Here is a 17733-nt window from a genome sequence, read left to right on the forward strand (position 1 = left end):
GGAATTTTCGTAGAAAATTCGTGGCACGCAGCCCCACCGCAATCAGACGTAATCGGCCCGGCTCAGGCTGTATTTCGCCATCTTCTCGTTCAATGTGCGGCGCGGCAGGCACAGCTCTTCCATCACCGCGACGATCGAGCCCTTGTGCCGCCGCATCGTGTTGTCGATCAGCATCCGCTCGAAGGCTTCGACATAATCCTTCAAGGGCTTGCCTTCGGTGGTCAGCGCAGGCCCCGAGGCCTCGTTGTCGGCCATCAGCAGCGAGGCGATCGAGCCCGAGCCGCGCCGGTTCTGCAGCACCGCCCGTTCCGAGATGTTCACCAGTTGCCGCACATTGCCGGGCCAGGGGGCCTGCAGCAGTTGCGCCGCCTCCTGCGCCGTGACCTGCGGCGCGTCGCAGCCGTATTCCTCGGCAAAGCCTTCCGACATCCGGGTGAACAGCGTCAGGATGTCCTCGCCCCGCGTGCGCAGCGGCGGAAGCAGGATCGTCATCGCCCCCAGCCGGTAGAACAGGTCGGGCCGCAGCACGTCCTCCAGCGTCTTGTCTGGGGCGTGTTCGTTGCAGATCGCGATGATCCGGGTTTCGGGCGGCGTGCCCTGACCCGAGATCAGCGTCAGCAGCCGCGATTGCAGCGGGTGGCTCAGCGCCTCGATGTCCTCAAGGCAGAGCGTGCCGCCCCGCGCCTCCTCGACCAGCGGCAGCGTGCCTTCCTCCGAGGGGCCGAACAGCTTGGCGGCCAATTGGTCTTCCGACCACGCGGCGCAGGAGATGGTGACGAACTTGCGCCCGGCCCGCGGCCCCACCGCATGGAGCGCATGGGCCACCAGCGTCTTGCCGGTGCCGGTTTCGCCGTCGATCAGCACATGGTTGTCGGCCTGACCCAGATCGAGGATATCCTCGCGCAGCCGCTCCATCACCGCCGATCCGCCGATCAGCTTGCGCATCAGCACCGTGCCGTCGGAAAGCTCGCGCCGCAGCGCGCGGTTGTCCAGCGTCAGGCGGCGGGTCTGGGTGGCGCGCTTGGCCAGTTCGGTCATCCGGTCGGGGTTGAACGGCTTTTCCAGAAAATCGTAAGCCCCGATCCGCATCGCCTCCACCGCCATCGGCACGTCGCCATGCCCGGTGATCATGATCACCGGCAGGCCCGAATCCATGCTCATCAGCCGTTTCAGGAAGGCCATGCCATCCATCCCCGGCATCCGGATGTCGCTGACCACGACCCCCGCGAAATCCGCGCCGATCCCGGCCAGCGCCTCTTCCGCCGAAGCATAGGTTTCGGTGTCGAAGCCCGAAAGGGCCAGCCACTGGCTGACCGACTGCCGCATGTCGGCCTCGTCATCGACGATCGCCACCTTCATCGCCCGCGCCATGATGTCCTCATTCCGCTGCTTCAATCTCCTTGCCCAATATGGGAAGCTGCACCTCGAATACAGCCCCCCCGGCCTCGGCATTGCGTGCCGTCAGGCGGCCACCCAGATCCTTCACGATCCCCGACGAGATGGCGAGGCCCAGTCCCACCCCCTCGCCCGGCTTCTTGGTGGTATAGAAAGGCTCGAACAGGTTATCCAGTTCCGCGATGCCGTGACCATTGTCGCGCACGCTCAGCATCGCCGTCTCGCCCTTCGACAGCATGATGTCGATCTGCGGGTTCGGGCTGGTCTTGGTGGCGTCCAGCGCGTTGCGCAGGAGGTTGATGATCACCTGTTCCAGCCGGATGCGGTCGGCCATCACCATCACCGGCTGGCGCGGCAAGGCGCGGGTGATCCGCACCACCCGCAGCTTCAGTTGCGGTTCCATCATCGACAGGGCAGACGAGACGCATGTCCGCACATCCACCGGCTCGAACGCCTCGCCGCCCTTGCGGGCATAGGATTTCAACTGCCGGGTGATCGCGCCCATGCGGTCGATCAGATCGTCGATCCGCTGGAAGGACGACAGCGCCTCCTCCGGCCGCTTGCGCTGGAGCAGCAGCCGGGCGCCGGCCAGATAGGTCTTCATCGCGGCCAGCGGCTGGTTCAGCTCGTGGCTCACCGCCGCCGACATCTCGCCCAGCGCCGCCAGTTTCGAGCTTTGCGCCAGCGTCAGCTCGGCAACCTCCAGATCCTTCTGCACCTTCTCGCGCTCGGCGATCTCGCGTTGCAGCCGGGCGTTCAGCAGCCGCAGTTCGGCGGATTCGCGCTGGAAGGACATGCTTTGCGACCAGGCCTGACGCGACAGCAGATAGAAGGTCATCGCCAGCAGGATGGCAAAGCCCATGATTTCCAGCGCCAGCACCCCGTTCACCCGCTCGCGCACCGAATCATAGGCGGTGAAGGTCACGATGCGCCAGCCGCGGAACGGCACGCGCGCCTCGGTCTTCATCACCGCCTCGCCGCGCACGTAGGCGTCGGGCGGCTCCTGCGCCCAGTCGGCGGTGGCCTGCAGCGCCCGCCGCACCGAGGACGGCGTTTCGGGAACCGCCAGCGCCTCGGCCAGCGGCAAGCCGCGCCAGCGCGGCTCAGTGGACAGGATCACCGTTCCCTCGCTGTCGGTGACCAGCACCACATCCTGCAACCCCGCCCAGGCCCGTTCGTATTTCATCAGGTCGACCGCCACGACGATGACGCCGATGGTGCGGTTCTCGGCCAGCAGGGCGCGGGAATAGGTGAAATCATACCCCCCTGCCTCGCGTCGGGTGGCGGTGAACACGGTGTCCTTCACCCGCTGGGCATCGATGAAATAGGCCGAGGAGCGGTGCCCGGTGCCCAGCAGATTGCGGTTGGTCGCCCCCACCGTGCGCCCGTCGCGGTCCAGCAGCAGGATCGACGCCGCCCCGATCTCGCCCTGAAACGAGATCAGCCGCGCCGAGGTCGACGAGAACTCTCCGGAACTTAGCGCCGAGATCAGCGCCGGGTCGCGCGCCAGCAGGAGCGGCACCACGGAGGTGCGCTGCAACTCCGAAAGCATGTTGCCGGAATAGAGCGCAAGCCGCAGTTCCGCCCGGTTGCGCGTGGTTTCGGTGAAGCGGTCGCTGAGCCAGCGGTTGGTCACCAGCACGACCCCGATGGCAATCAGGATCAGCACCGAAATGATCAGCCTGACCCGCCAGGAAATGCCCTGGGCGGCCTCCGGGCCATCGGAATGAAGGGAAGCATCCTGCATCGTTCAAGCTTACGGCGCGCGAAGGGCGGCCTCAAGCACCGCCGGCCGCCGGCCGGTTCAGGCCAGCGCCATCCCGCCGACCAGGGCGGCAAACAGCGCCGCGCCATCGGTGCCGCCCTGCGCCGGATCGACCACCCGCTCGGGGTGCGGCATCATCCCCAGCACGCGGCGGTTTTCCGACAGCACGCCCGCGATGTCGGCCATCGCCCCGTTCGGGTTCTGCGCATAGGTGAAGGCAATCCGGTCCTCGCCCTGCAGCCGCGCCAGCGTCTCGCCGTCAACGGTGTAATTGCCGTCATGATGCGCCACCGGCACCCGGATGACCTGCCCCGCGCCATAGCCGCAGGTATAGGCGCTGTCGACCGTGGCAACGCGCAGCTCCAGCATCCGGCAGACGAAGGTCAACCCGGCATTGCGCATCAGCGCGCCGGGCAGCAGCCCCATCTCGGTCAGCACCTGAAAGCCGTTGCAGATGCCAAGCACATAGCCGCCGCGCGCCGCGTGTGCCTTCACCGCCGCCCCGACCGGCGACTGTGCCGCAATCGCGCCGCAGCGCAGATAGTCGCCAAACGAAAATCCGCCCGGAATGCCCACCACATCGACGCCCGCGGGCAGCTCGCTGTCCTTGTGCCAGACCCGCACGACCTCTGCCCCCGCCCGCTCGAAGGCCACGGCCAGATCGCGGTCGCAGTTCGACCCCGGAAAGGTGATGACGGCAGCCTTCATGAACGACCCTCCAGCATGACAGGATGCTTTGCTCGTAGCGCAATCGCGCCGGGGCTTCCAGCCCCCTGCCCTTTCACATTGGCACAAATATCCTCGGGGGGGGCTGAGCGAAACGAAGACCTGCTGCGGCAGGTCTTCCGCGAAGCACGCGCGGCCAAGGGCCGCGCGGGGGGGGTCGAAAACCCCCCGTGTCGGCCGCGCCAAGGACGATTCGGGGTATCGGGGCAGCCGGCCGCCCGCATCAGGCACCAGACCGCCCCCACCGCCGCGCCAAAATTCTTCCAAGAATTTTGCAAGAGTTTTGATCAAAACTCTTGGCCCGGCCCGGCCGCCTGCGCCAATCGCCCGGCACTGGTGCCCGGTTCAAGCAATCTCGACGGTGAACTTCTCGATCACGGTGTTCGCCAGCAGCCGGGCGCACATCGCGCGCACCTCGGCCTCGGCGGCGGCGGCATCCGTTGCCGTGAGGTCGACCTCGATCAGCTTGCCCTGCCGCACGCCCTGCACCCCGGCAAAGCCCAGCGTGCCCAGCGCATGGCGCACCGCCTCGCCCTGCGGATCAAGCACCCCGTCCTTCAGCATGACATGGACGCGCGCCTTGAAAACGGAACCGGACATCGGCAGGGCCTTTCAGTTGATCAGCGTGGGCTTGGTGGTATGGGTGACGTTCGAGGGCAGCACGCCCAGACGCCGCGACAGTTCGGTATAGACATCGGCCAGCGGCCCGGGCTCGCGGCTGCCGCCCTCGCGGTCGGGGGTGTCGAGGCCGCGGGTGTCCCACAGCCGGCAACTGTCGGGGCTGATCTCGTCGGCCACGATCAGGCGCATGAAGTCGCCCTCCCATATCCGGCCGACCTCGATGCGGAAATCGGCGAGCCGGATGCCGACGCCCATCATCACGCCCGACAGGAAGTCGTTGACGCGCAGCGCGAGCGCCACCATGTCGTCCAGATCCTGCTGGCTGGCCCAGCCGAAGGCGATGATGTGCTCTTCGGCCACCATCGGATTGCCCAGCTTGTCGTCCTTGTAGTAATATTCGACGATCGGCCGCGGCAGCGCGGTGCCTTCGGGGATGCCCAGCCGGGCGGAGATGTCGCCCGCCGCGAAGTTGCGCACCACGACCTCCAGCGGCATGATCTCGGCCATCCGCACCAGTTGCTCGCGCATGTTGATGCGGCGGATGAAATGCGTGGGCACGCCGATCGAGTTCAGGCCGGACATGAAGAATTCCGACAGGCGGTTGTTCAGCACGCCCTTGCCCTCCACCGTGCCCTTCGGCGCGGTGGCGGTGACAAGACCGTCGTCCTTGAAATACTGGATGAGGGTTCCCGGCTCGGGGCCTTCGTAGAGGATCTTCGCCTTGCCCTCGTAGACCTTCTTTCGACGTGCCATGCCTTCTCCGATCAAATGGCGAAGCGGGGCGGCGCGAGCCTCCCGTTCCTGCCTTGATGGGCCTATACGGCAAGCCGCCGCCTGTCGCAAGGTTGTCGCGGGCGGGCGCTTGCGGCCGCGCGTCTTGTGCTGCCGCGGCGGCGGCAACACGCCCCCTTGCGGCAAGGGGCCGGGAAGGGCATATGGAGCATGAAACCGCCATGATACGGGGAACCGCCATGACCACATTTGACGATCGCGAACGCGCCTTCGAAAGCAAGTTCGCCCATGACGCCGACATGCAGTTCCGCGCCGATGTGCGCCGCAACAAGCTGGTCGGGCTCTGGGCGGCAGAGCTTCTGGGCAAGTCCGGGCAGGACGCCATCGACTATGCCATGACCGTGGTGCAGTCGGATTTCCACGAACCCGGCATCGAGGACGTGGTGCGCAAGGTCGCGGAAGATCTGGGGTCGAAATCCACCCCGGCCGAGATTCGCGCCAAGATGGCGGCCCTGCTGCCGGTCGCCAAGGCGCAACTGATGGACGAGGCCTGAGGCCCGCCGACTTGACCGTTGACATGGGACCGCCTTCGGGCGGTCCTTGCATTTTCGTCTGTTCCCGGCGATGCGGCTATTAGGCCGGACCCGGCAGCGCCCGCGTGGCCGTTTCCTGCGGCCTGCGCCGACAGTTCACGATCATCATGAAGATAATGGGTTTGCCTCTGCCCCGGCACCGTGGCACAGCAGAGCAATGACCGCACGGGCGCCAGCCCTTGCGTGCCCTGACCCGTGCCCGATGAGGACCGCATGACCGACCCGCTTTCCCGCCTGCTTTCCACCCGCCCCTGGCTGATGGCCGACGGCGCGACCGGGACCAACCTGTTCAACATGGGCCTGTCTTCCGGCGACGCGCCGGAATTCTGGAACGCCGACCAGCCCGACAACATCCGCAAGCTTTACAAGTCCGCCGTCGATGCCGGGTCCGACATTTTCCTTACCAACTCGTTCGGCGGCAACGCCAGCCGCCTGAAACTGCACGGCGCACAGGGCCGGGTGCATGAGCTCAACCGCCTTGCCGCCTCGCTGGGGCGCGAGATTGCCGATGCGGCGGGCCGCACCGTGATCGTGGCGGGCTCGGTCGGCCCCACGGGCGAGATCATGATGCCGATGGGCACCCTGACCCACGAAATCGCGGTCGAGATGTTCCACGAACAGGCCGAGGGGCTGAAGGCCGGGGGCGCCGACGTGCTCTGGGTCGAGACGATCTCGGCCCCCGAGGAATACCGCGCTGCGGCCGAGGCCGCCCGCCTTGCCGACATGCCGTGGTGCGGCACCATGAGCTTCGACACCGCCGGGCGGACCATGATGGGCCTGACCTCGGCCGGCATGGTGGACATGGTCGAGAAACTGCCCAACCCGCCGCTGGCCTTCGGGGCGAACTGCGGCGTCGGCGCGTCCGACCTGTTGCGCACCGTGCTGGGCTTCTTTGCCCAGGGCACCGAACGCCCGGTGATCGCCAAGGGGAACGCCGGCATCCCGAAATACAAGGATGGCGCCATCCACTATGACGGCACGCCCGAGTTGATGGCCGATTATGCGGTGCTGGCGCGCGACGCGGGCGTGCGGATCATCGGCGGCTGTTGCGGCACCATGCCCGAACACCTCAAGGCGATGCGTCACGCGCTGGAAACCCGGCCCAAAGGCCAGCGCCCGACCCTGGACACCATATCCGAGGCGATGGGCGGTTTTTCCTCTGCCACCGACGGGACCGGCGACGACGCAGGCGCGCCCAAGCGCGAACGCCGCCGCGGTCGCTGAAACTGCGGGCCGCGCGGCACGATCCGATCTGGCCGAAGGTTTTTCGGCCGGATATGTCCGTGCGCCCCCGGCAGGCTTCAGAACAGGCTCAGCTGATCCCCGGCGCGGGGCGGCGCGCGAAACAGGTCGCAGCGCAAGGGCGCCTGCGCCACCCCCAGCCCCAGCCGCGCCACCGCCTTGTCGAAGCGTTGCGCAATCAGGTCGGCCCACAGGCCCTCGCCCCGCATCCGGGTGCCGAAAGCCGGGTCATAGTCGCGCCCGCCATGCACCTCGCGCACCCGCGCCATGATCTTGGCCGCCCGCCCCGGCATCCGCGCCTCGACCCAGGCGCGGAACATCCCCGCGACCTCCAGCGGCAGGCGCAGCATGATCCAGCTTGCCGCGACCGCCCCGGCATCGCGGGCGGCGGCCAGGATGGACTCCAGCTCGGGGTCGGTCAGGCCGGGGATCACCGGGGCGACCATCACCCGCACCGGGCAGCCCGCGTCGGCCAACTGCCGGATCATTTCCAGCCGCCGGCCGGGGGTGGGGGCGCGCGGGTCGAGCGCGCGGGCAAGACCCGCATCCAGTGTGGTCAGCGACACGCCGACCCGCGCCAGACCCGCCTGCCCCATCGGCCCGAGGATATCCAGATCGCGCAGGACCAGCGCGCCCTTGGTGGTGACGGCCACCGGATGCTGCCAGTCGCGCAAGACCTCCAGCACCTCGCGCATCACGCGGTGTTCGGCCTCGACCGGCTGGTAGGGGTCGGTGTTGGTGCCGATGGCGATCGGGGCCACTTGGTAGCCCTTCGCGCGCAACTCGCCCGCCAGCACCGCGCCGATGCCGGGGCGGGCGATCAGCTTCGTCTCGAAATCCAGCCCCGGCGACAGGTTAAAATATGCGTGGCTCGGCCGGGCATAGCAATACACACAGCCATGCTCGCAGCCGCGATAGGGATTCACCGAACGGTCGAACGGCAGGTCGGGCGAGCGGTTCCAGCTCAGCGCCGAGCGTGGCCGTTCCAGCCGCACCTCGGTGCGGACCAGCCTGTCCTCCTCGACCATGCCCCAGCCGTCGTGATGCGCCTCGCGCGTGGTGGCCTCGAACCGGCCAGCCGCATTGCCCAGCGCGCCGCGTGCGCGCAGCCGCTGCCCCGGCATCACGGTGTTTTCGCTCTGTTCCATTGCCCCATTATGGAACATAAACAGAACGATTTCCAGCGGAAACCGGCCCCGCCGCAGCCGCTGTCGGCTTTCACCCCGGCCATGTCGCTTACCGAAAAGTCCCCGCCCGCCTTTCGCCCCATTCAACATGAGACACATCCCCGCAGGAGCCCGCCATGGCTGACGAAGACGACATCATCCTTGCAGACCTTTCCGATGACGAGCTTGTTCTGCAGATGCATGACGATCTCTACGACGGCCTCAAGGAAGAGATCGAGGAGGCGGTCAACATCCTCATCGCCCGCGGCTGGACGCCCTACGACGTTCTGACCAAGGCACTGGTGGCGGGCATGACCATCGTCGGGGCCGACTTCCGCGACGGCATCCTGTTCGTGCCCGAGGTGCTGCTGGCCGCCAATGCGATGAAGGGCGGCATGTTCATCCTGAAACCGCTACTGGTGGAAACCGGCGCGCCGCGCATGGGCAAGATGGTGATCGGCACCGTCAAGGGCGACATCCACGACATCGGCAAGAACCTCGTCGGCATGATGATGGAGGGGGCGGGGTTCGAGGTGCTCGACCTTGGCATCAACAACTCGGTCGACAAGTATCTCGATGCGCTGGAGCGCGAGCGCCCCGACATCCTCGGCATGTCGGCGCTGCTGACCACGACCATGCCCTACATGAAGGTCGTGATTGACACGCTGAAGGAAAAGGGGATGCGCGAGGATTACATCGTGCTGGTCGGCGGCGCGCCGCTGAACGAGGAATTCGGCCGCGCCATCGGTGCCGACGCCTATTGCCGCGATGCGGCGGTGGCCGTCGAGACCGCCAAGCAGTTCGTCGCCCGCAAGCACAACCAGCTGAGCGCCTGAGATTCAGCCACGGTTCGCACTGTCCCCGGTTTGCGCCGGGGCCATTTGTCATTCGGCCCCTTGGCAAGGTGCCATTCTGGACACATGTCGGGAACAGTTGGCCCAATGATCCGCAGAAAGGTCCGCACCATGCCCGCCAGAGTGTTCGTTTCGATGTTGCTGATCGTGATCGCCGCCGCCGGGCTGACCATCCTTGCCGCTGTCAATCTCGGGGTGCCAATGGCGGCTTTCGGGCTGGTGGCGGTGCTGGCGGCGCTGGGGCTGCGGCTTTGGCTTGACCGCAGATGACGCCCCTGCTGCCCGATGACGACACGCTGACCGAGGCGGGCCTTGACCCCGCAAAGGCAGGCCGCGTGCTGCTGATCGCCTGCGGCGCGCTGGCGCACGAGGTGCTGGCACTGACCCGGATCAACCGCTGGGCTCACCTTGACCTGCAATGCCTGCCCGCCAATCTGCACCTGTGGCCCGACCGGATTCCGGGCGCTGTCGAGGCGGCGGTGGTGAAGCACCGCGCCGCCTACGACCGGGTTTTCGTGGTCTATGCCGATTGCGGCACTGGCGGCCAATTGTTGCAAAAGTGCAAGGATTTGGGCGTCGAGATGGTCGAAGGCCCGCACTGCTATTCGTTTTTTGAAGGCAACGCTGCCTTCGCCACCAAGGCGGAGACCGAGTTCACCGCCTTCTACCTGACCGATTTCCTCGTGCGCCAGTTCGATGCCTTCGTCTGGTGCCCCATGGGCCTCGACCGCCACCCCGAGCTGCGCGACATGTATTTCGGCAACTACACCAAGCTGGTCTATCAGGCACAGACCGACGATGCCGCGCTTGACGCCCGCGCCCGCGACTGCGCGGCGCGGCTGGGGCTGACCTACGAGCGGCGATTCACCGGCTATGGCGATCTGGCGCAGGCGCTGGCCGCCGCTGCGGGCTGACCGGCCTTTCCCTGCCCGCCCCCATGCCCTAGTGTGCGCGAAAAGCGGAGGGCAGGATGCAGATCGAACCGGCACTGGCGGAACTGGAACAGGCGCTGGGCGACCGGCTCAGCCGGGCCAAAGGCATCCTGACGCAACATGGCGCCAGCGAGACCCACATCCACGCGGGCCTGCCCGATGCGGTGGCCTTTCCGACTTCGACCGCCGAGGTCGCGCTGATCGTCTCGGTCTGCGCCAAACATGGCGTGCCGGTCACCGGCTGGGGTGCCGGCACCTCGCTGGAGGGGCACGCGCTGGCGCTGCACGGCGGCGTGACGGTCGATTTCGCCCGCATGGACGCCGTGCTGCACGTCCACCCCGAGGACATGACCGCCACCATCCAGCCCGGCCTGACCCGCGAGCGCCTGAACGAGGAGTTGCGCGCCACCGGCCTGTTCTTCCCGGTCGATCCGGGGGCCAACGCCACGCTGGGCGGCATGGCGGCCACCCGCGCCTCGGGCACCACGGCCGTCAGATATGGCACTATGCGCGACAACGTGCTGGCGCTGGAGGTGGTGCTGGCCGACGGGCAGGTGATCCGCACCGGCACCGCCGCGCCGAAATCCTCGGCCGGGTATGACCTGACGGCGCTGTTCGTCGGGTCGGAGGGCACGCTGGGGCTGATCACCGAACTGACGATCCGCCTGCAGGGCCAGCCAGAGGCGGTGTCGGCCGCGGTCTGCGCCTTTCCCGACATGGGGTCGGCGGTGGACTGCGTCACCGCCACCATCCAGTCGGGGATCCCGATGGCGCGGATCGAGTTTCTCGACGCCGCAGCCGTCGCCGCCTGCAACGCCTATTCCAACACCGACATGGCGCTTGCGCCGCATCTGCTGGTCGAATTCCACGGCTCCCCCGCCGCCGTGGCCGAACAGGCCGAACGCTTTGGCGAGGTCGCGACCGAGATGGGCAGCCAGGGCTTCCAGTGGGCCCGCGCGGCGGAAGACCGCGCCCGGCTGTGGAAGATGCGCCACAGCGCCTATCGCGCCTGCGTCGCCTCGCGCCCCGGCTGCACCGCGCTGGTCACCGATGTCTGCGTGCCGATCTCGCGGCTGGCCGAGGCGGTGGAACAGACGCAGGCCGACATCGCGGCGGGCAGCATCCCCGGCCCGATCCTCGGCCATGTCGGGGACGGCAATTTCCACGCGATCCTGCTGGTGGACCCGGAAAACCCCGCCGACCTGGCCGAAGCCAAGCGGCTGGCGCACCGCATGGCGGAACGCGCGCTGGCGCTGGGCGGCACGGTCACCGGCGAACATGGCATCGGCATGGGCAAGCTCGCCTACATGCAGGCCGAACACGGCGCGGGCTGGGACGTGATGGGCCGCATCAAGGCCGCGCTGGACCCCGCGGGCATCCTGAACCCCGGCAAGCTGGTGCGCCAGCCGTGACCGAGACGCCAGAGGCTTTCAGCCGCAGCTTTGCCCAGCTTTGGGGCGCCCGCGATGCCGCCGGTCTGGCCGCGCTGGCCGCCGCCGATGCCGACATGCTGACGTTGACCGGGGCGTGGTGCGATGGCCGGGCCCGGATCGAGGCGACGCTGAAGGCCGAACTCGCGGGCACCTTCGCGCGCTCGCGGCTGGTGACAGGCAAGATGCGGCTGCGCGACCTGGCGCCGGGCATCGTGGTGGTGCAGCAGCGGTTCGTGCTGTCGGGGCTGGTCGATCCCCTGGGGCGCGACATGGGCCGCGTCGGGGCCTTGCTGACCAGTATTCTGGTGTCGGGAGACGCTGGCTGGCGCGCGGCGAGCCTGCAGTTCAGCCCGGTCGGCGGCTGATCGACACGCGCGCGGGCGCTGTGCCATGCATTTGCTGCATGGCGCCTGGCCCGGCACGAAAGGTCGGATCGGCGTGGATCAGAACGCCTTGCGGAACATTCCGGCGTCGATCTGACGCTCGCGGTATTCCAGATCATACAGGTCGCGTGACCCGTTCAGATAGCGCATCTCGCGTTCCTGAACCGTCGGAACCCGGATTGCCTCGTAAAGTCGCTTCAGTCTTTGCAGCATGGTAAACCTCTATGTTCACCTCCCTGCACCAAAGGTAATGCTGCGTCGCGGCAAGCGCCACCGACAGTGTCAGGACTCCGCCTTGCGCTCAGCGCATGGCTGGCGCGGCCAGCAAGGCCCGCGCCGCCGCCCGCGCGGCCTCGGTGACGGAATCGCCCGACAGCATCCGACCGATTTCCTCGACCCGCGCCGCGGCATCCAGCGGCGTCACGGTCGAGGTGGTCATTTCGCCCTCCACCCGCTTTTCGACCCGCCAGTGATGCGCGCCAAGGGCCGCGACCTGCGGCGAATGCGTAACCACCAGCACCTGCGCCGCGCCCGACAGCGCCTTGAGCCTGCGCCCGACGGCATCGGCGGTGGCACCACCCACGCCGCGGTCGATCTCGTCGAAGATCAGCGTCAGGCCGGGGGTGTCGCCGGTCAGGCAGACCTTCAGCGCCAGCAGGAAGCGCGACAGCTCGCCGCCCGAGGCGATGCGGTTCAGCGGCCCGGCGGGGGCGCCGGGGTTGGTGGCCACGGTAAAGGCCACGGCGTCGCGCCCTTCGGGGCCGGGCTCGGCGGCGGCAATCTCGGTGGTGAAGATCGCGCGTTCCATCTTCAGCGGCCCCAGTTCGCCCGCCATCGCGGCATCGAGCCGCCCCGCCGCCTCGGCCCGCCTTGCCGACAGCGCGGCGGACTGCGCATCGTAGGCGGCCTCTGCCTCGGACACCACGCGCCCCAGCGCCACAAGGTTCTTCGCCCCGCCATCCAGCGCCGCCAGCCGGTCGCGCAGATCCTGCGCAAAGCCGCCCAGATCGTCGGGCAGCACGCCATGCTTGCGCGCCAGCGCCCGGATGGCGAACAGCCGTTCCTCGACGCCCTCAAGCTCCAGCGGGTTGAAATCGAGCGCGGTGAGACAGGCTTCGACCCCCGCCTGCGCCTCGCCCAGTTCGACCATGGCGCGGCCAAGGGCGGCCAGCGGCGCATCCAGCCGGCCCTCGGCCCGGTCGGCCACGCCGTCAAGCCAGCGTTGCGCATCACCCAGCAGCCCCTCGGCCCCCTGATCCGACAGGGCGGCCAGCGCGCGGGCAATGTCGCTGCGGATGCGTTCGGCCCCCTGCATCGACCGGCGGCGCACATCAAGCACCGCCTCCTCGCCCGGCAGCGGATCGAGCTTGTCGAGTTCGGCAACGGCATGGCGCAGGAAATCTTCTTCGGCCTTCACGGCCGCCAGCGCCGCCTCGGCCTCGGCCAGCCGCCGCCGCGCCTGCCCCAGCGCGCTCCACGCAGCCCGGGTCGCGGCCACGTCAACCCCGGCAAAGCTGTCGAGCAGCAGCCGGTGGCCACGCGGATTCAACAGCCCCCGGTCGTCGTGCTGGCCGTGCAGTTCCACCAGCGTGTCCGACAGCGCCCGCAGCACCTCGCCGGACACGCGGCGGTCATTGACCCAGGCGGTCTTGCGGCCATCGGCAAAGTTCACGCGGCGCAGGATCAGGTCGTCCTCGGCGTCGATCCCGGCTTCCTCCAGCACGGCGCGGGCGGCGTGGCCGGGCGGCAGGTCGAACACCGCCACCACCTCGCCCTTGTCGGCACCGCTGCGCACCAGTTCGGCCCGGCCGCGCCAGCCCAGCACGAACCCCAGCGAATCGAGCAGGATCGACTTGCCCGCCCCGGTTTCGCCGGTCAGCACGTTGAGCCCCGGCTGGAAACCAAGGCTCAGCCGGTCGATGATCAGCATGTCGCGGATTTCCAGCGCCCGAAGCATGGTCAGCCCCCGCAGGCCGCGCTTTCAGCCGCCCCTGCCCGGCTCACAGCCACTCGCCGCGGATGACCTGGCGGTAGACATTGCTCAGCCAGTTGTTGCCCTTGGCTTCCATCGCCAGCCCGCGCCCGGTCAGCAGCCTGTAGCTGTCGTCGTAGAACGGGCTGCCCTGATAGTTGTGGCCCAGGATCGCGCCGGCGGTCTGCGCCTCGTCAGTCAGGCCAAGTGCCAGATACGCCTCGACCAGCCGGTGCAGCGCCTCGGCGGTGTGGGTGGTGGTCTGGAAATCCTGCACCACGGTGCGGAAACGGTTGATCGACGCCGTGTAGTTGCCGCGCTTCAGGTAGTAGCGCCCGATTTCCATCTCTTTCGCGGCCAGATGGTCAAAGGCCAGATCGAACTTCAGGATCGCCGACTTGGCATATTCGCTGTCGGGATATTCCTCGATCACCGCGCGCAGGGCCTGCAATGCCTGGAAGGTCAGGCCCTGATCGCGCCCGACCTCGTCGATCTGGTCGTAATAGGACAGGGCGAGCAGGTATTTGGCATAGGCCGCATCCTCGTCACCGGGGTAGAAATCGAGGAAGCGTTGCGCCGCACCGCGGGCCTCTTCGTATTCCTTGGCCTTGTGATAGCTGAAGGCCTGCATGATCAGCGCGCGCTTGGCCCATTCGGAATAGGGGTAAAGACGCTCGACCTCGGAAAAATAGCGGATCGCCTCGTCGGGCTTGGGCCGCGATTCAAGCTCGAACTCGCCGCGCTTGTAGATTTCCTCGGCGGTGTAGCTTTCCAGCGGGGCTTCGACCTCGCCGCCGCCGCATCCTGACAGCACCGCAATGATCAGCGCCGTGCCGAAGAACCGCGCGCCCGACTTTCCGCCTGCCATCTTCCGCCTACCCTATGTCCTGCCTCGCGCCGGGCTGCCGTTCAAGCGGCCGGGGCTCTTTTGCCCTTCGTCCTAGCACAGAAAAATCCGGGGCGCAAAACGCCTTTGCACATCCGGCACCCGATCAGGAAAGTGCCGGGATATCCGAACGGTGCACGCCGACGCCCGGCAGTTTGCAGCCCGTGGTCACGCCGCATTCCACCATGCGATAGGCATCGGGCCGGGCGAACAACGCGCGCAGCAGCCGGTTGGTCAGCGCGTGGCCGGCGCGGATGCCGGTATAGCGCCCCAGAATCGGCGCGCCCGCAAGTGCCAGGTCGCCCAGCGCGTCCAGCATCTTGTGGCGCACGGGTTCATCGGCGTAGCGCAGGCCGCCGGGGCTCAGCACCCGGTCGCCTTCGAACACCACCGCGTTTTCCAGCGTGCCGCCCAGTGCCAGCCCGTTGGCACGCATCGCATCGACATCCTGCTGGCGGCAGAAGGTGCGGCTGTCGCACAATTCGCGCACGAAGGCGCCGTTGGCGAGGCTCAGCGATTTTTCCTGCCGCCCGATTGCCGCATCGGCAAAGTCGATGCGGAAGTCGATTTCCAGCATGTCCGACGGGTCGAGCCGCGCCACCGCCTCGCCGTCGCGCACCTCGACCGGCACCAGGATGCGGATCGCGCGCACCGGCGTGTCCTGTTCCTGCACGCCGCGCGCAAGGAACCCCTGCACGAAGGGCACGGCAGAGCCGTCGAGGATCGGCACTTCCGGCCCGTCGATCTCGATCAGCGCATTGTGGATGCCGCAACCGGCCAGCGCCGCCATCAGATGCTCGATGGTGGACACCGATGCGCCCGACGGGTTGGCGACCAGGGTGCACAGCTTCGACGCCACCACCGCATTCCAGCGCGCCGGGATCATCGCATCCCCGCGCCGGATGTCGGTGCGGCGGAACCAGATCCCGTAATCGGCCGATGCCGGGCGCACCACCATCCGCACGGCCGCACCCGAGTGCAGGCCATGGCCCGTGAAGCTTGCCGCAGATTTCAACGTGCTTTGCACATCAACCCTCGATTTCCTGTCGCCCTGTCATGTTGCCGGGGCGAACGGCCGCTGCGTCACCGTGACCCCGGATCCGCGAATTTGAGTTAAGCATTTGTGGGCAATTGCACAATTCACGCTTTGTAACGGGATGTGACAGGGGACGAATCATCCGGACGAAATGCGGAAACTTACTGCAAGCCATTGAAAACACGCCATGAAAAAGGCCCGGTCACCCGGGCCTTCTGTTGCCGTCACGCGACAGGTTTCAGTTGGCCTGACGGCGCAGGAATGCCGGAATCTCGATGCGTTCCTGATCGGCGCTCAACTCCTGTTCGTCATCATAGCTGGTGACGGGCGGTTGCTGGCGCTGCGGGGCCGGTGTGCGCTCGGCCTGCGGTTCGGCATGGCCCGCCATGCGGTTGATCAGCGACCCGATCCCGAAGCGCGGCTTTTCGGCGGCGGCACGGGGGGCGGGGGCCGGTGCCGCAGCGCGGGGCTGCTGCTGGACCATCGGCTGACGCGCGGCGGGCGACTTGCTGACAGCCGCCTGCAGGCGGGCCATCGCCTCGGGCGAGGGCGCTCCGGCCGCGCGCGGGCGCGGGGCGACGAAAGCCGCCGCATCCGTGTCATGCGCCGAGGCCAGCGGCCGGGCTTGCGGCGCAGGCTGCGGGCGATAGGCGGGGGGCGGCAGATCGGTTGCCTGCTCGTCTTCGGCGTAGTGGTCGTAGCCGCCCTGATCGGCCTCGTCCTCGATCGCGTCGAACAGGCTGGCGGCCGGGGCCTGCGCCGCCGGTTGCGCCATCACCAGCGGTTCGCGGCGAACTTCGGCCTTCGGCTCGGCTTTCGGTTCGGGTGCCGAGAAGGTCGCGGGCAGCGGCGCCTTCATCGAGCGGCGCGCCACCGGGTTGTCGGCACGGCCCTGGCTGGCGTCGATGCCGGTTGCGACGACCGAGACGCGCAGCATCCCTTCCATCGAGGTGTCCAGCGTCGAGCCCACGATGATGTTGGCGTCGGGATCGACCTTCTCGCGGATGATGTTGGCGGCCTCGTCGAGTTCGAACAGCGTCAGGTCATAGCCGCCGGTGATGTTGATCAGCACGCCCTTGGCGCCATGCAGGCTGATCTCGTCGAGCAGCGGGTTGGCGATCGCCTTTTCGGCGGCCTGAACCGCGCGGTCCTCGCCGCTTGCCTCGCCGGTGCCCATCATGGCCTTGCCCATCTCGTCCATCACGGCGCGCACGTCGGCAAAGTCGAGGTTGATCAGGCCGGGGCGCACCATCAGGTCGGTGACGCCCTTGACGCCCTGATACAGCACGTCGTCGGCCATCGCGAAGGCTTCGGTGAAGGTGGTGCGCTCGTTCGCCAGCCGGAACAGGTTCTGGTTGGGGATGATGATCAGCGTATCGACGACCTTCTGCAGGGCTTCGATGCCGTCCTCGGCCTGTTTCATCCGCTTGTTGCCCTCGAACTGGAAGGGCTTGGTCACGACGCCGACCGTCAGCACGCCCAGCTCGCGCGCGGCCTGCGCGATGATCGGGGCAGCACCCGTGCCGGTGCCGCCGCCCATGCCGGCGGTGATGAAGCACATGTGCGCCCCGGCCAGATGGTCGACGATCTCCTCGATGGTTTCCTCGGCGGCGGCGGCGCCCACGGTCGGGCGGGCGCCTGCGCCCAGCCCTTCGGTGACCTTCAGCCCCATCTGGATCTTCGACAGCGCGCGGCTTTGCTGCAGCGCCTGCGCGTCGGTGTTCGCAACCACGAACTCGACGCCCTCAAGGTTCTTGTCGATCATGTTGTTGACGGCATTGCCGCCCGCGCCGCCGACACCGAAAACAGTGATCCGCGGCTTCAGCTCATCACGTTGCGAGGAGATCATCAGATTGAGTGTCATTGCCTGTCCGCCTGTTTCTTGTTGTGCCGCAGCTGCCGGTTCATTGCCGTTGAATGCGCCTGTCCCCGGACCCATTCCGCCAAATTATCCTCGATTCTATCGACACAGGGACCCGAGGTCACGAAAAAAACAC

The 17733-nt window shown here is 67.6% G+C and carries 18 protein-coding genes; 7 read left to right on the forward strand and 11 right to left on the reverse strand.

Going from position 1 to position 17733, the window contains the following annotated elements:
• Nucleotides 1–42 precede the first annotated feature (42 nt).
• The 5 genes from RNZ50_03640 to RNZ50_03660 form a co-directional block, all read right to left on the reverse strand.
• Nucleotides 43–1371 carry a sigma-54 dependent transcriptional regulator gene (locus RNZ50_03640; GenBank protein MDT8854140.1) on the reverse strand — a complete coding sequence of 443 codons (1329 nt, stop codon included), beginning with the start codon at nucleotides 1369–1371 and terminating at the stop codon, nucleotides 43–45.
• 7 nt (nucleotides 1372–1378) lie between these two features.
• The gene (locus tag RNZ50_03645) at nucleotides 1379–3142 is read right to left on the reverse strand and encodes an ATP-binding protein (GenBank protein ID MDT8854141.1); all 1764 of its coding nucleotides are present in this window, start codon (nucleotides 3140–3142) and stop codon (nucleotides 1379–1381) included.
• Nucleotides 3143–3199: 57 nt separating this feature from the next.
• Nucleotides 3200–3868, reverse strand: a complete 669-nt coding sequence (gene purQ, locus RNZ50_03650) for a phosphoribosylformylglycinamidine synthase subunit PurQ (GenBank protein MDT8854142.1) — start codon at nucleotides 3866–3868, stop codon at nucleotides 3200–3202.
• A gap of 363 nt (nucleotides 3869–4231) precedes the next feature.
• Complete coding sequence (gene purS / locus RNZ50_03655) at nucleotides 4232–4486, reverse strand: phosphoribosylformylglycinamidine synthase subunit PurS (protein MDT8854143.1); 255 nt, start codon at nucleotides 4484–4486, stop codon at nucleotides 4232–4234.
• Between the two features lie 12 nt (nucleotides 4487–4498).
• Entirely contained in the window at nucleotides 4499–5260 is a 762-nt protein-coding gene (locus RNZ50_03660) for a phosphoribosylaminoimidazolesuccinocarboxamide synthase (protein ID MDT8854144.1), read from the reverse strand.
• A 218-nt stretch (nucleotides 5261–5478) separates the two neighbouring features.
• On the opposite strand from RNZ50_03660, the gene RNZ50_03665 reads away from it, so the two are divergent.
• Complete coding sequence (locus RNZ50_03665) at nucleotides 5479–5793, forward strand: DUF1476 domain-containing protein (GenBank protein MDT8854145.1); 315 nt, start codon at nucleotides 5479–5481, stop codon at nucleotides 5791–5793.
• A 252-nt stretch (nucleotides 5794–6045) separates the two neighbouring features.
• Nucleotides 6046–7056, forward strand: coding sequence for a betaine--homocysteine S-methyltransferase (gene bmt / locus RNZ50_03670; protein MDT8854146.1), 1011 nt, complete (start codon nucleotides 6046–6048; stop codon nucleotides 7054–7056).
• Nucleotides 7057–7133: 77 nt separating this feature from the next.
• Here the strand turns inward: bmt and RNZ50_03675 are convergent, their stop codons facing one another.
• Nucleotides 7134–8222 (reverse strand): PA0069 family radical SAM protein, encoded by a 1089-nt coding sequence (locus RNZ50_03675; GenBank protein MDT8854147.1) that lies wholly within the window; start codon nucleotides 8220–8222, stop codon nucleotides 7134–7136.
• A gap of 155 nt (nucleotides 8223–8377) precedes the next feature.
• Between RNZ50_03675 and RNZ50_03680 the strand changes: the two genes are divergently transcribed.
• The 5 genes from RNZ50_03680 to RNZ50_03700 all read left to right on the forward strand — a co-directional run bounded on the left by RNZ50_03680 (nucleotide 8378) and on the right by RNZ50_03700 (nucleotide 11824).
• Nucleotides 8378–9076 carry a B12-binding domain-containing protein gene (locus tag RNZ50_03680; protein MDT8854148.1) on the forward strand — a complete coding sequence of 233 codons (699 nt, stop codon included), beginning with the start codon at nucleotides 8378–8380 and terminating at the stop codon, nucleotides 9074–9076.
• Nucleotides 9077–9181: 105 nt separating this feature from the next.
• Nucleotides 9182–9364, forward strand: coding sequence for a hypothetical protein (locus RNZ50_03685; GenBank protein ID MDT8854149.1), 183 nt, complete (start codon nucleotides 9182–9184; stop codon nucleotides 9362–9364).
• 5 nt (nucleotides 9365–9369) lie between these two features.
• Nucleotides 9370–10008 carry a DUF1638 domain-containing protein gene (locus RNZ50_03690; protein MDT8854150.1) on the forward strand — a complete coding sequence of 213 codons (639 nt, stop codon included), beginning with the start codon at nucleotides 9370–9372 and terminating at the stop codon, nucleotides 10006–10008.
• 56 nt (nucleotides 10009–10064) lie between these two features.
• Nucleotides 10065–11438, forward strand: a complete 1374-nt coding sequence (locus RNZ50_03695) for an FAD-linked oxidase C-terminal domain-containing protein (protein MDT8854151.1) — start codon at nucleotides 10065–10067, stop codon at nucleotides 11436–11438.
• On the forward strand, nucleotides 11435–11824 hold the full coding sequence (locus tag RNZ50_03700; protein ID MDT8854152.1) for a DUF4440 domain-containing protein: 390 nt from the start codon (nucleotides 11435–11437) through the stop codon (nucleotides 11822–11824). The genes RNZ50_03695 and RNZ50_03700 overlap by 4 nt, the downstream gene beginning before the upstream one ends.
• A 78-nt stretch (nucleotides 11825–11902) precedes the next feature.
• Here the strand turns inward: RNZ50_03700 and RNZ50_03705 are convergent, their stop codons facing one another.
• The 5 genes from RNZ50_03705 to ftsZ all read right to left on the reverse strand — a co-directional run bounded on the left by RNZ50_03705 (nucleotide 11903) and on the right by ftsZ (nucleotide 17600).
• Entirely contained in the window at nucleotides 11903–12055 is a 153-nt protein-coding gene (locus RNZ50_03705) for a DUF3563 family protein (GenBank protein ID MDT8854153.1), read from the reverse strand.
• A gap of 88 nt (nucleotides 12056–12143) precedes the next feature.
• Complete coding sequence (gene recN / locus RNZ50_03710; protein MDT8854154.1) at nucleotides 12144–13799, reverse strand: DNA repair protein RecN; 1656 nt, start codon at nucleotides 13797–13799, stop codon at nucleotides 12144–12146.
• A 43-nt stretch (nucleotides 13800–13842) separates the two neighbouring features.
• The gene (locus RNZ50_03715) at nucleotides 13843–14682 is read right to left on the reverse strand and encodes an outer membrane protein assembly factor BamD (protein ID MDT8854155.1); all 840 of its coding nucleotides are present in this window, start codon (nucleotides 14680–14682) and stop codon (nucleotides 13843–13845) included.
• A 124-nt stretch (nucleotides 14683–14806) separates the two neighbouring features.
• The gene (lpxC, locus tag RNZ50_03720; GenBank protein ID MDT8854156.1) at nucleotides 14807–15727 is read right to left on the reverse strand and encodes a UDP-3-O-acyl-N-acetylglucosamine deacetylase; all 921 of its coding nucleotides are present in this window, start codon (nucleotides 15725–15727) and stop codon (nucleotides 14807–14809) included.
• A gap of 247 nt (nucleotides 15728–15974) precedes the next feature.
• The gene (ftsZ, locus tag RNZ50_03725; GenBank protein ID MDT8854157.1) at nucleotides 15975–17600 is read right to left on the reverse strand and encodes a cell division protein FtsZ; all 1626 of its coding nucleotides are present in this window, start codon (nucleotides 17598–17600) and stop codon (nucleotides 15975–15977) included.
• Nucleotides 17601–17733 lie beyond the last annotated feature (133 nt).

Source organism: Paracoccaceae bacterium Fryx2 (assembly GCA_032334235.1).
Taxonomy (GTDB): domain Bacteria; phylum Pseudomonadota; class Alphaproteobacteria; order Rhodobacterales; family Rhodobacteraceae; genus JAVSGI01.